Genomic DNA, 12,990 nt, shown 5'->3' on the forward strand with positions numbered 1-12,990 from the left:
GATACACAATTCGTCACAAAATCCCCAAATCAATCATCAAAGCCTCCATAAATAGCTTATAATACCTGAGTCCTGAGAATGTACAGAAAACTTTAAAAAATAACTATATGTCTAAAAAATATATCCCCAATGCTTTTATAAAAGTCGAAGATTCCCAATTATATGCCATCTTTGCTTGGAGTCAGCGCACCGCCGAAATCATCCCCGCAAAATCATGGTTAACAATCATGGAAATATTCATCCATGAACATTCCTTAGAAAAAGCATACCAAATCTGGCAAAAAATCCAAATTAACTCTCTTGCAAAACCAGACATTGAACAACTAAATCAATATCAGCCTCTATCTAAAGATGCCATAGTATTTTTAGCAGATGGTAGCCTGACAATATTTAGTAAAGGCTTTCGGAGTTTCATCGAAAAAGACCTGCAATATGAACTCGGTGAAATCAGTCAACAAACTTACCAAGTTTTACCACAATTATTTTCCCAATCTCAATTAACAGATGATATTGACTCCATTCAAACCCTCGAAGACTTCCGCACCATAGTAGACAAACTAGAAACCATAGGTTTATTATCACCAGTCACAGGTTCCATAGATTGGGGTGACTTAAAAAAGGCAGTTCCTATATGTCAAGCATTTGGATTAACCAGAGGAAAACCTGTAGATAGATACTATCTCAGCAAATTTATTGCCGAAATTAAACATGAAATTGGTGGTGATGTCCTTGAAATCGGAGGAACGCCTAAAGATAAAGATTTTTATGAAATTAATCCCGGTACATCATATAAAATTCTTAACTTAGAAGCCGGTTCCGGAGTAGATATAGTTGGGGATGTTCATGATGTCTCCATAATTGAACCAGCATCCTTAGATTCAGTGATTATTTTTAACGTCCTAGAACATTGTTATGCGCCTTGGATAGCAGTAGAAAACATTCTCACTTGGTTAAAACCAGGAGGAAAGTGTTTTGCAATGGTTCCCAGCGCCATTAGAGTTCATGCTACTCCATCCGATTATTGGCGACCATTACCAGATGCGTTTGCTTATATATTTAGAAATTATAGCCAACAGCAATTATATGTCTATGGTAATCCCACAACTGTCATTGCTAGTTATCATGGAATTGCTGTGGAAGAACTGACAACCGCAGAACTAGATGCTTTTCATCCAGATTATCCTGTTGCTACTTGTATCATGGCTGAAAAATAAATAGGAATAAACTAACCACAGAGGCGCAGAGTTCACAGAGAAATGAGAGTGGTAAGTAAGTCGGCGGAAGTTTTTATTTCTCTCAATTACAGTTAATTTACTTTTAGATATCAGCAACAATGAGTAGCATTACTTTTGATATTAACCCAGAAATAACAGTTGTTTTATGTACCTATAATCGGGTAAATTATCTGGAAAAATGTATTGATAGTGTAATTAATCAAACTTTTCAGGATTGGGAACTGGTTATAGTAGACGACGGGAGTCAAGACAATACTTTTGCACTTGTTGATTCATATTTGCAAAGATTCCCCAATATTCGTTATTTAAAACATCAAAATCGTAAACAAGCATACGCTAAAAATGCGGGGATTCAGGCATCTTTTGGAAATTACCTGACATTTATAGATAGTGATGATGCTTATAAAACCCATCATCTAGAATCCCGTTTAGAATATATGCAAGGTCATCCAGAAGTTGATTTAATTGAAGGGGGATTTTATTCGGAAGAAGAAATTTTTGTAGCAGATTATTTTCAACCAGGTAAAACAATTAACCTGCGAGAATGTGTTTTGGGTCCGACATTTTTCGGTAAGCGACACGTATTTTTTCAATTAAAGGGATTTGCTAATCTTACTTATGGAGAAGATACAGACCTTTGGGAACGAGCAGAAAAAATCTTTGCTACTAGAAAAGTCAGTGAACCACAGACTTATATTTATACTAGAGCCGAAACAAGTGTTACTAAGAGCGCATTCGCCAAAATTTCCTCATCTAGCTAACTAATTAGCATGAAAAGTCACAGATTACTAAACCCCATCAGCAATTTTTTCCGCCAGTACATAGCTTCTGCTATCAAGCTATTATTTATTGGAATTGTGCTGAGTTCATGTCTAATCATGTTGTCTGGATGTCAAGCTTCAGCACAGCGAGACGATGGTGTGATTCGTTTAACACTTTGGCAAGGAATTAATCCCCCAGCTAATCGAGATGTCTTTCAAAAGTTAGTCGATAAATTTAATCAGACTCATCCTGATATCCAAGTAGAATCTATTTTTGCCGGCGCACTAGACCAACAATTGCCAAAAATTCTCGCCGCAGTTGTGGGAAATGTTCCTCCAGATATCCTGACTTTCTATCCGCAACTGACAGGTAAGTTTGTAGAATTAGATGCAATTCGACCTTTAGAGGATTGGTTGGATAAATTACCCCTAAAATCCGAAGTTAGCCCCAATTTATTACAGGAATTTACATTAGAAGATCATCTGTGGTCAGTTCCACTTTACACCAGCAATCTGGGCATTTTTTACCGACCGCAACTTTTCCAAAAGGCGGGAATTACCCAAACTCCGAAAACTTGGTCAGAATTACGAGAAGTTGCCAAAAAATTGACTATAGATAAAGATGGCAACGGTAAACCAGAACAGTATGGAATACTATTGCCTTTAGGTAAAGGTGAATGGACTGTATTTAATTGGTTCCCTTTTTTATGGAGTGCTGGCGGGGAGATAGTTACTGACAATCGACCAAATTTGACTACGGAAGCAGCTGTGACTGCTTTACAATTTTGGCAAGACTTAATCACAGATGGTTCAGCGAAATTATCTGCACCAGAGCGAGGTTATGAAGAAGATGATTTCATCGCCGGTCGTGTAGCTATGCAAATTACAGGCCCTTGGACTTATATTATGAAGTCTGATGTCGATTATCAGGTATTTCCCATGCCGGGAAATGTGACAGAAGCTACAGCCATTGGTGATGGTAATTTGTATCTGATGAAAACTACTCCAGCCAGAGAAGAAGCTGCACTTAAGTTTTTAGAGTTTGTTTTAAGTGAAGAGTTTCAAACAGAATGGAGTATTGGCACAGGTTTTCTGCCGGTGAATCTCAAATCTATCGCTAGTCCAGCTTTTCAGCAATTGATTCAGGAAAAACCTGTGTTGAAAGTTTTTCTAGACCAAATGCCTGTGGCACGTGGTAGACCAATTATTGCTGGTTATAGTAGTTTATCTGATAGTCTGGGTCGAGCTATTGAGGCGACGTTGCTGGGTGAGTCTCCTGAGAAGGCTTTGCAAACAGCCCAAAACCGCTTGGATCTGATTTGGCCGGAAAAATGAGAAATGGCGCAAATTGCTTTGGCTGTATTTGGCTTCCCCACTGAGTATGGCCTTGGGCAAAATATAGGTTTATGGTAATTTGATTTTTTTCTTGCACTGAAACTACTAGAATTACTATTGATGCTAGATAATGGGAAGGCTTTGACATTTATTAGCCCATCTAGCCCGACAGAATAAAACTAACACTTATGCGAACTCACTATTGCAGCGAACTCCGAAAAGAAGATATTGGAGAAACTGTTACTTTGTACGGTTGGGTAGATCGTCCCCGTGATCATGGGGGTGTGATATTCTTAGATTTACGCGATCGCTCTGGTATTGTCCAAGTTGTCAGTGACCCTCAACGCACCCCAGATTCTTACGAGTTGGCAAATACCCTGCGGAATGAATACGTGGTGGAAATTACTGGTACTGTTACCCAGCGTCCCGATGAATCTTTAAATCCCCGCATCCCTACAGGGGAAGTAGAAATCTACGCTGATCAAATTACACTGCTCAATAGCGTTCGTAAACAGTTACCATTTCAAGTTTCCAGCGCTTACAACGAATCTGTGCGGGAAGACTTGCGCCTCAAGTATCGTTATTTGGATTTGCGCCGAGAACGCATGGCGCAAAATATGCAATTGCGTCATCAAGTGGTGAAAGCCATGCGTCGTTTCTTAGAAGATTTAGAAGGTTTCATTGAAATCGAAACCCCGGTTTTAACTCGTTCTACCCCAGAAGGGGCGCGGGATTACATTTTACCCAGTCGTCCGAATCCTGGCGAGTGGTTTGCTTTGCCCCAATCACCCCAGCTATTCAAACAGATACTCATGGTATCGGGTATGGATCGATATTATCAGATTGCCCGTTGCTTCCGTGATGAAGATCTACGCGCTGACAGACAACCAGAATTTACCCAGTTGGATATGGAAATGAGTTTCATGTCCCAAGAGGAAATTATGGCACTGAATGAAAAGTTAGTGGCTCATATCTTCAAAACAGTCAAAGGTATTGAGTTAAACTTACCATTCCCCCGTCTGACCTACGCCGATGCGATCGCACGCTATGGTAGTGATAAGCCAGATACTCGCTATGGTTTGGAATTAGTCAATGTTTCCGATGTTCTTGAAGATTCTGGATTTAAAGTTTTTCGGGATGCGATCGCCCGTGGTGGTATAGTCAAAATTCTCCCCATTCCCCTGGGTAACGATGCCATTTCTAACGTCCGCATTAAACCAGGTGGTGACTTATTTAAAGAAGCCAGCGAAGCCGGTGCAAAAGGTTTAGCTTTTATCCGCGTCAGAGAAAATGGTGAAATCGACACTATCGGCGCAATTAAAGACAACCTCAGTGAAGCCCAAAAACAGGAAATTTTGCAACGCACAGGTGCAGAACCGGGACATTTGTTATTATTTGGGGCTGGTGACACCGCGACAGTTAATAAAACTTTAGACAGATTGCGGCAAGTTGTAGCTAAGGAATTTAAATTAATTAATCCCGAAAAAATCAACTTACTCTGGATTACAGACTTCCCCATGTTTGAGTGGAATGCTGACGAAAAACGCCTAGAAGCACTGCATCACCCCTTTACTGCACCCCATCCCGAAGATATCAGTGATTTAAAAACCGCCCGCGCCCAAGCTTATGATTTGGTGTTAAATGGTTTAGAAATTGGTGGTGGAAGTCTGCGGATTTATCAAGGGGATATTCAACAGCAAGTGTTTGAAGCCATTGGTTTGTCGCCGGAAGAAGCACAGAATAAATTTGGCTTTCTCTTAGATGCCTTTGAATATGGTACACCGCCACACGGTGGTATTGCCTATGGCTTGGATCGTTTGGTGATGTTGTTGGCTGGGGAAGAATCCATTCGGGATGTCATTGCTTTTCCCAAGACACAACAAGCCCGGTGTTTACTCACTGATGCACCTTCAGGGGTCGATGTTAAGCAATTGAAAGAATTACACGTTGCTTCCACTTACAAGCCCAAACCTTAATCAGAATGTAGAGACGTTGTATACAACGTCTCTCTCTTGTATTCACAAATTGGGAAATTTATCGAGCCGCTTGGTTAACTTGCGATCGCAATCAACACTGCGTTTTCTACCGCCGGTTTTCGCTGCTGGAATGAGTCTTGATAGCAGTTCCCATTGTTGCGAAGTCAAGTTACTTGGGTAGGATGGATTCATGGCTCTCGTAACGCTGTCGTACTTAAGTATTTTTTCTACTGACAGGATACCGTTACGTGGGCTTTCTTACTTCTCAGACATCCTCTGAGAGAGATCAAGGATTAAAGGAAAAACTGATACTGATGATATTGATACTAACAAATACAGGCACAATAAAAATCACACAATCACCACCTACTACATTTTCCAATTCCATATCAGATAGTTCATCGAATTGATTTTCAACTTGTGTTAAATCAGCAATTTGAATGTTAGCCATTTTGGTATTCTCCTTGGTTTAAAAATCAAAAAGTGTAGAAAAAACCGGAAATATTTTACTTTTTAATCTCCGGAACACATCATATTAAAAATAAAAACCTCTGTCTAGAGATTTCTATAAAGTAAACGGGACATAATAGTTACATTTTTGTAATTCAAAATAGCCTAATTATGACAGCATTTTTTAGCCAAATATAGCAATCTTAACCCAAATGTGAGAAAACACTGAGATAAAAATCCTTATTTTATAGGCATTTGAGGCTTATTGAACTCTCACATATCATTTAGGATTGCTATATTCGTCATTATGTCCTTTAAAGTCACAAATATCCTCAGTAAACAGGTAATTACGAAATAAAGTAGTGAGGAAAAAGGATAAAAATAAAACAATTATGTCCCGATTAAGTTTGGATAATTTATCAAGCTGTTACTAAAGGCTGCATTAAAGAAGTCAATGCTAATGTTAATAAGGTTGTGGAAACAGATAACGTTGAGGTTCAAGAAAACCTGCGTCGGGAAGAATTAGACGTTAGCAACAGTGATGAAAGACCACAGAAAAGAATACGTTGAACAATATTCGAGATAATTATCTAGTTGAATGTACCATTATTTAGGGTTTGCCAATATAATTGACAAACCCTATAAACTTTTGTTTTAACGGATATATTTGATTTCTGCTTCCAATTGATGAATCAGCCGCTCGTCGCTGTTATCTTTTGCTACTTGTAAGCGATGTTCTAGGCTTTTTTGAATATTCAGCCTATGAGTTTCTCGTAGTTTACTGATAGTTTGTAGTTTATTCTGACTCATCAGATTACCTCTGTTTAATTTTTAATATGTTTTGTATTCTTAATATATCAAATTTTTGGTATCTGTAGATACAGAAAATTATCTCTTAATATAATTCGTTTACCCATGCCTGAAAAACAGATCAATCAACCACCACTGCTAGCGCTAATCAGCGATTTTGGCGATCAAGATGTTTATGTGAGTGTGATGAAAGGGGTTATTGCTCAAATCAACCCCCAAATCAGGGTGGTAGACTTAACACACCAGATTCCGCCGCAAAATATCGCCGCAGCTAGATTTTCTCTACTCAATGCTTATTCCTATTTCCCCGTGGGTACTGTATATGTGGCGGTGGTAGATCCAGGAGTGGGGAGTAGGCGCAGCGCGATCGCCGTAGAATTTGCTCAAGGGTTCCTCGTCGGTCCAAATAATGGCATTTTTAGTGGAGTCCTCAGTCAAAGTCCAGCCATTAATACCGTTGAACTCACAAACCCTAACTATTGGCGCACACCCGACCCTAGCAAAACTTTTCACGGTAGAGATATTTTTGCCCCCATCGGCGCTCATCTGGCTAGTGGTGTACCTTTAAAACAGCTAGGAACAGAAATCGATGCCGCAACTTTGGTACAGTTGAATATAGGCGAATGCAACCCAACTAATTCCGGTGTGACAGGTTGTATTCAATATATTGACCATTTTGGCAACTTAGTCAGCAATATTCCCGGAAAATATGTGCAAGGTCAAAATTGGTGTGTTCAAGCTGCTGGGGTGCAAATACCCGGATGTGAAACTTACAGCGATGTGAAAGTGGGAGAACTAGCGGCTTTAGTTGGTAGTCATGGCTGGGTAGAAATTGCCATCAATAGCGGTAATGCTTCTTCACAATTGCAAATTCACAGGCAAGATCCGTTACAAGTTTTATTTTTGCAGAAACACTAAACCGGATAAAAATTAAGTTTAATTCAGCTTAAATACCCTCGACAAAATTTAGTCTTTAACTGCTACAAATTATCCCAACTCTAGTTTTTTGAATATGACTACACAAACACTATCGCCATCAGAAGTTTATCAAGGTCAGTTTGGGGAATTTACAATTGACAAGAGCGATCGCACTAGCGTAATTATCTACCGGGCGGGGTTAATGCTAGCGACACTCAGCTTTGCCATTGGTAGCGCTTTGGTTTTATTCAACAATACCCCCACTACTATAGCAGCACTCACCCCTTTATATGCCTGTTTCAGTCTGGGTTTAGGTATTAGCCTCTGGACAATTCACATCTACATGGCAGTACTGCACCGACTATTACAAGTTTGTTGGGTAATCGGCAGTATATCAGCCATAGTCCTGGCATTCTCTAGTAGTCAACCTTTGGCGATCGCAGTTTACAACCAACCCCTGACATTATTTGGCATTGGCTTTACCTTCGTAGCATTAACAGGTATTTTCTTCAAAGAAGCCTTTTGTTTTAATCGCCTAGAAACTAAAGTCCTAACTTTCACAGTCCCCTTACTTCTGCTAGGACATTTAGTCGGGATTTTACCAACTGAATCAGAACAAGTTTTATTAGGAATTTGGGCAATTTTATTACTAGTATTTGCCGGGCGTAAAGCATTCCAAGCAATTCCCTCAGATATTGGCGATAAATCTGTATTTAGCTATTTGAAAACCCAAAGTTCAGCTAAGGTTTAACGAAACAAAAACCCCGCCATCAAATTAATATAGCGGGGAAGATTTTTCTATTTTTGATTGACTATACCAATTCTGTGTCGGGATGCGCTGAAATATTAGGAGTAACTAACCACAAAGGACACAAAGGACACAAAGAAAGAAGGAAAGATATTTAGCGCAACTTTATTAGGACTTACGCATAATCTACGTTTTCTTGGCGTTCTTGGCGGCTTGGCGGTTAGATAAATCAATATTTTTGGCAATTGTTGCGTAAGTCCTATTTATTAAGAAATGGTATTAAGCAAACCATTCTAAAACAGCGTCATCTTTAGTATTAGTATTCCGGGATGGAGTCTCACGATTAAACTTCATGTGAATTGATCGTGTTTGTTCACCATCAGCCGCAACACCCACAATTGGATAGTCAATTAAACCATCTTGGAAGGACATCTGGAAGCGGAATGTCCCGTCTGGATTCAGTTTAATGGGACGACCGCCAATTGTCACAGTGGCATCAGGTTCAGTTGCACCGTAAACAATCAACTCAGCATCAGCAACTAACCAGAATTTGCGGGGATTCATTGGTACGCCAGCCGAGAAGCCTGAACCAGACATACCAGCACCAGACATAGTTAAACCAGACGCAGTGGGAACTGCCCACATACCTACACCAGAAGGGAAAACGTAGGAACTAATAGCTTCTTCAGGACGTGGATAACCCGGTACTTGCTGCATGGAACCGAAAATAGAACCAGCAACTCGTTGTGATTCAGCAGACTCAGCCAACCCAAAGATTTCGTCATATATGGGGCTACTGTGATCTTTTACTCCTACTCCGGCTGAAACTGGGGCTGCTTTCTTCGCCGGAGGGACTAATTCGTAAACAGTTTGACCACGTAAATCTTGATCAAAATTGACAGTTACAAAAGCATCCTCAATCCAGTCAGATGGATAAACAGGAGGAATGTGGACTCTGGCAGAACGTGCCAATACTAACCAACGACCATCAGCAGTACGGTAGCCAATATCTATGACATAATCGCGATCGCTCACTGGAATAGGAATATACCATTCCCTTGCCAATTCATCAGCTGGATATTCTTGAATACTGTGAGGGCTTTGGTCATCTAAATCGATATCAGTCACATCGTAAATCCGCAGGGCTAATTGTTGTCCACCTTGCTGGCGTAGTTCCGCTTTATGTTCATTAGGAATATCCCAGTAAGTATACGCCCATTGAGGATCACGGGGTAAAAGTACAATCCGGCTTTCACCATAACCCTGTGGTAAGTCCGCCAATCCTTCATCAACATCAGCCAGAGAACCACCAGTCCGGTCTTCTTGACCTAATTCAAATTTTGCTGCTTCCACGGTTTCCTGTGCCTCCAGTGAACGATTTGGACTAAGAGATACTTTGCTGCGCTGGACTTCTTGAATCGCTGCCAGCAGTTGAGATTTACGCATCCGGCTATAACGAGAGATGCTATATTCACTGGCAACTTTGCGTAATTGCCGTAATGTCATCTCTTCTAGCGGTGGGCGTTCTTTTGCCATAATTGTGGCCTCCAGTAGTTGGCGAGGTAAATGAGTTTCCTGGGTTACAGAATCTTTTCTAAAATAAAATGTCATCTACCCCAGATGAATTTCTGATTCTTGACCTCTGGTTTTGCCCAGTGTTTAACTTTTTAGTTTGTTTTTAAATTCAGACTAACTACCTTGAGATTCCTCGATGCTGCCATGATTAGCATTTCTTTGGGATCGAAGCAGTTACTTTGTTAAGTAAATATTAACCAGTAAACCTGACTAGGGATCAAGGGGTTTCCAGTTACTTTTTGGCTGTTCTACGCATTTATAACCTGTTGCGGGATCACAATGTCATTAAACCATGACAAAATACTCAAATCAATCTCACACTCCCGGCTAAATGTTATAGAGTCATGACATTTAGATCATGAATACCGAAAAACTTGATCCCAATCAGAGATCAACCTTAGAGGTTGTTTTAAAAGTGTTCGGCTGTGATTTTAGGCACGTAATGATCCCCCCTAGCCTTAAAAAGGGGGATTTAGGGGGATCTAGAATGTTTTGTTACCGACAATAAGACTTTTCAAACATCCTCTTATACTCTGCTGGTAAAATCAGACCACTCCCGACTCCCGACTCCCGAAATTAATACTGATTTGATTAATAACTGACATACTTTGGATGCGCCAGACATCACCTTGTCGAATTACAGAATACCTGACTCGCAAAGTTTCATCAGAAAAATTTCTAATCTGACCTTGGTCATAGAACTGTGTTACTTCCCTGACAGTCGCCACCACTACAGCTTGATTGGATTTTTGATCAACATATTCCACCTTCACTGTGTGGTCATAAGTCCGATAGCGGTTCTGCAACCTTTCTTGTCGGGCTAGTTGCTGCCATTGAGAAAGAGTTGTACCGGTTAAGATACCTTGTAGACTATCTACCTGATATTGCGGCCCTAAAGCTGCGGCTTTAGTCGATAACCAAACTTGAATAACTTCTTGCGCCGTCTTATCACTCAGAGTACCTTCTGGGGGTTGTAACTCGGTGTTGGGGTCGGGAATATTTATGGGTGGTTGATTCAGTTCTACCCTTAACTGTTCACCTTGCAAAACTGGTGCAGGGGAGAATAAGTTTTTCACCCATCCAAATGTTGTGGAAACTAACAACCAAAACACTAAGATTCCTGCCAAGGAAGCACAGACAGTCCAAACAAGTTGTGTTTTTCCCGCTAAATTAGCCCCCAAAGCCGCTTGCTGTTGAGGATCGGCATGGTTAATACCTGGACGCGCCTTGCGGCGACGGCGCTTTTTCGCATGACCTGTGGAAGTTAACCCACCAGCACCATTGATACTAGGGTGAGTTTGTCCCGTTCGTGGCTGAGGATGAGCAAAATCTGCTAAATCTGGCGATGAGTGGGCATTCGGTGCCATTTTATCCAGCCATGTCTTCCCATTACTGAGGGAAGAGTTAGGATTTTCATTTATTTTCTGTTCTGGCGTTGCTGCTAAATCCGCAGTAGGTGTTTTAGCGTAAGCAAATTGAGGAGAAACAGCAGTTGCATGATCACTTTGCAGGGGGGGTTGGGAAAAAGACTGACGGTTGATTACAGCCCATTCATGGGTGGTTTCGGCATCGGTCGGCAAGGCTTCTAAATAGGCTTGTACCTGTGAATTAGCAAAATAATCTTTTAATGAGGCTTGCTGGTTAGCTAAATCTCGAAAGTGGAGGAAGACTTCATTTTGTAACCACTGTTCAGCATATAAACATAGTCCCGGTAGTAAGTCAGGAGAATCTAGAGATTTTTCCCGAATCAAAGCCAAGGCTTCGTATTCTTGACTAAGTTCTAAAACACGGGTGGCTTCTTCGGTCTGTCCCAATAGCAGCGCACACAGTGATTGCTCTAAATGCACATCTTGACGTTTTCCCAAACGCATTAGCATTTGCTTGGCTTGACGAATTAAAGCCGGATGGCGTTGAGTAAATCCCCGTGCTAAGAGGGCATAAACTGCCAAGTAATTAGCTACAGCCGAGGGACGCTTGCTTTCAGCTTCAAAGAGCTTATGTTGTTCAGCAACTGTTAAATAGTGGCGTAATTGCTGGATAAACCGCAAAAAATCATCGATATTCAGACCAGATTGATCATTACCAGTACCATCAATGCCACCGCGATCGCTCAAGATATCATGTAAGAATGACAATCCTTGTCGTCTTTGGGCAACTTTTTCTGTGGGTAATGCCAACAATTCTAAAATTCGATAGGGGCGTAATTTATACAAATCCGCCTGCATTTCCGTCTGGACGCTAGAAAATAGCCCTTCACGCCCTAGTAGTTCTTGACCAGTTTCTAGAGAAATAGCCGCATTTTCATAGTGACCCTGCTGCCATTGTTCCCTACCTAGTTCTAGACAAGCTAAAGCTACAGTCAGAACAATATCTGGGTATTCAGAACTTTCGAGAAATTCTTCACTGTCAAGATTATTCGCTACTCTGGCAGAGGCGACATCGTTAGTATTGGTGAGGTAATTATGACCTAGTTTCAGTACCAGTTCATATTCCCCCAGTTCTTGCAGAATCAATAAAGCACCAACTAATTCCCCTTGAGAAATGTCAATACTCAGACTCTGGATATCAGTATCAGCGTTTTTGCCTTCTGTCTGGTTTTCCACGGAAACAGTAGCATTACCTTCAGGTCCATAGGCATGGGCAAGATACAGCTGGTCATAACTGCTACGTTCTTTAGGATTGGATAAAACCACGTAAGCTTCTTCTATCAGTTGTTTGCGAGAAGTAATTGCTGCTTGAGAATACTCTCTTCGCGGCAATTGTACAATGCGATCGCTGTATGACTGTCGCAACTGTTCATCACTTGCCGCCAACGGTAGTCCCAAAATTCGGTAGTAATCTAGCGGAATTCGCACAGTCTACTTCCCCTGCACCGTGATCAACATAATTCACCTAGAGGATTCCAGGCACGTAAACCCTGCCATAATAATAGAGTCAATAATACCGTGGTTAACCTAGATTATAAGTATATGTTCAAACAACTAATTTTTTCCCTTTCTCAAATTTGAATAATAATCAAGTGGTAATATTTATCATTTGTCTAAAAAACATCAATACTAGGTTTTAACTCGCAGTATTTCAGCTTTTAAGAACTTATAGCTCTTCATCCTTCACTAATTCTCCCAATAATGCAGTTTCAGAAACTATCTTAAAAAAGAAATTTGTTAGTTAAGGATTCGTGA

Annotated in this window: 10 protein-coding genes and 1 pseudogene; 6 read left to right on the top strand and 5 right to left on the bottom strand. The window is 40.7% G+C overall.

Going from position 1 to position 12,990, the window contains the following annotated elements:
- Nucleotides 1-107: 107 nt before the first annotated feature.
- The 4 genes from VB620_RS06635 (at nucleotide 108) to aspS (ending at nucleotide 5,307) form a co-directional block, all read left to right on the top strand.
- Nucleotides 108-1,214 (top strand): methyltransferase domain-containing protein, encoded by a 1,107-nt coding sequence (locus VB620_RS06635; RefSeq protein WP_323195353.1) that lies wholly within the window; start codon nucleotides 108-110, stop codon nucleotides 1,212-1,214.
- Nucleotides 1,215-1,333: 119 nt separating this feature from the next.
- Nucleotides 1,334-1,996 (top strand): glycosyltransferase family 2 protein, encoded by a 663-nt coding sequence (locus tag VB620_RS06640; protein WP_323195354.1) that lies wholly within the window; start codon nucleotides 1,334-1,336, stop codon nucleotides 1,994-1,996.
- 9 nt (nucleotides 1,997-2,005) lie between these two features.
- Nucleotides 2,006-3,331, top strand: a complete 1,326-nt coding sequence (locus tag VB620_RS06645) for an ABC transporter substrate-binding protein (RefSeq protein ID WP_323195355.1) — start codon at nucleotides 2,006-2,008, stop codon at nucleotides 3,329-3,331.
- A 188-nt stretch (nucleotides 3,332-3,519) separates the two neighbouring features.
- Nucleotides 3,520-5,307: an aspartate--tRNA ligase gene (gene aspS / locus VB620_RS06650; RefSeq protein ID WP_323195356.1), complete on the top strand. Its 1,788-nt coding sequence runs from the start codon at nucleotides 3,520-3,522 to the stop codon at nucleotides 5,305-5,307.
- Nucleotides 5,308-5,397: 90 nt separating this feature from the next.
- Here aspS and VB620_RS06655 read toward each other — a convergent pair.
- The 3 genes and pseudogenes from VB620_RS06655 to pirA all read right to left on the bottom strand — a co-directional run.
- Nucleotides 5,398-5,499 (bottom strand): annotated as a pseudogene (locus VB620_RS06655) (transposase); the annotation flags it as partial.
- Nucleotides 5,500-5,593: 94 nt separating this feature from the next.
- A complete protein-coding gene (locus tag VB620_RS06660) occupies nucleotides 5,594-5,758 on the bottom strand; it encodes a hypothetical protein (protein ID WP_323195357.1) in 165 nt (54 codons plus the stop codon).
- 653 nt (nucleotides 5,759-6,411) lie between these two features.
- Nucleotides 6,412-6,567 (bottom strand): arginine synthesis PII-interacting regulator PirA, encoded by a 156-nt coding sequence (gene pirA, locus VB620_RS06665; protein WP_323195358.1) that lies wholly within the window; start codon nucleotides 6,565-6,567, stop codon nucleotides 6,412-6,414.
- A gap of 105 nt (nucleotides 6,568-6,672) precedes the next feature.
- On the opposite strand from pirA, the gene VB620_RS06670 reads away from it, so the two are divergent.
- Both VB620_RS06670 and VB620_RS06675 read left to right on the top strand, forming a co-directional pair.
- Nucleotides 6,673-7,485, top strand: a complete 813-nt coding sequence (locus VB620_RS06670) for an SAM hydrolase/SAM-dependent halogenase family protein (protein WP_323195359.1) — start codon at nucleotides 6,673-6,675, stop codon at nucleotides 7,483-7,485.
- Nucleotides 7,486-7,579: 94 nt separating this feature from the next.
- On the top strand, nucleotides 7,580-8,236 hold the full coding sequence (locus VB620_RS06675) for a DUF2301 domain-containing membrane protein (protein WP_323195360.1): 657 nt from the start codon (nucleotides 7,580-7,582) through the stop codon (nucleotides 8,234-8,236).
- A gap of 276 nt (nucleotides 8,237-8,512) precedes the next feature.
- On the opposite strand, the gene VB620_RS06680 is transcribed toward VB620_RS06675, so the two are convergent.
- Nucleotides 8,513-9,769, bottom strand: a complete 1,257-nt coding sequence (locus tag VB620_RS06680) for a DUF4912 domain-containing protein (protein ID WP_323195466.1) — start codon at nucleotides 9,767-9,769, stop codon at nucleotides 8,513-8,515.
- Nucleotides 9,770-10,353: 584 nt separating this feature from the next.
- The gene (locus VB620_RS06685; RefSeq protein WP_323195361.1) at nucleotides 10,354-12,663 is read right to left on the bottom strand and encodes an IMS domain-containing protein; all 2,310 of its coding nucleotides are present in this window, start codon (nucleotides 12,661-12,663) and stop codon (nucleotides 10,354-10,356) included.
- Nucleotides 12,664-12,990: the final 327 nt, after the last annotated feature.

Origin of the sequence: Nodularia harveyana UHCC-0300, from assembly GCF_034931085.1 — a bacterium.
GTDB lineage: Bacteria > Cyanobacteriota > Cyanobacteriia > Cyanobacteriales > Nostocaceae > Nodularia > Nodularia harveyana.

Excerpts from the sequence above, each read along its gene's own strand:
- VB620_RS06635 (WP_323195353.1), top strand. The coding sequence starts at position 108 with ATGTCTAAAAAATATATCCCCAATGCTTTTATAAAAGTCGAAGATTCC.
- VB620_RS06640 (WP_323195354.1), top strand. The coding sequence starts at position 1,334 with ATGAGTAGCATTACTTTTGATATTAACCCAGAAATAACAGTTGTTTTA.
- VB620_RS06645 (WP_323195355.1), top strand. The coding sequence starts at position 2,006 with ATGAAAAGTCACAGATTACTAAACCCCATCAGCAATTTTTTCCGCCAG.
- aspS (WP_323195356.1), top strand. The coding sequence starts at position 3,520 with ATGCGAACTCACTATTGCAGCGAACTCCGAAAAGAAGATATTGGAGAA.
- VB620_RS06660 (WP_323195357.1), bottom strand. The coding sequence starts at position 5,758 with ATGGCTAACATTCAAATTGCTGATTTAACACAAGTTGAAAATCAATTC.
- pirA (WP_323195358.1), bottom strand. The coding sequence starts at position 6,567 with ATGAGTCAGAATAAACTACAAACTATCAGTAAACTACGAGAAACTCAT.
- VB620_RS06670 (WP_323195359.1), top strand. The coding sequence starts at position 6,673 with ATGCCTGAAAAACAGATCAATCAACCACCACTGCTAGCGCTAATCAGC.
- VB620_RS06675 (WP_323195360.1), top strand. The coding sequence starts at position 7,580 with ATGACTACACAAACACTATCGCCATCAGAAGTTTATCAAGGTCAGTTT.
- VB620_RS06680 (WP_323195466.1), bottom strand. The coding sequence starts at position 9,769 with ATGGCAAAAGAACGCCCACCGCTAGAAGAGATGACATTACGGCAATTA.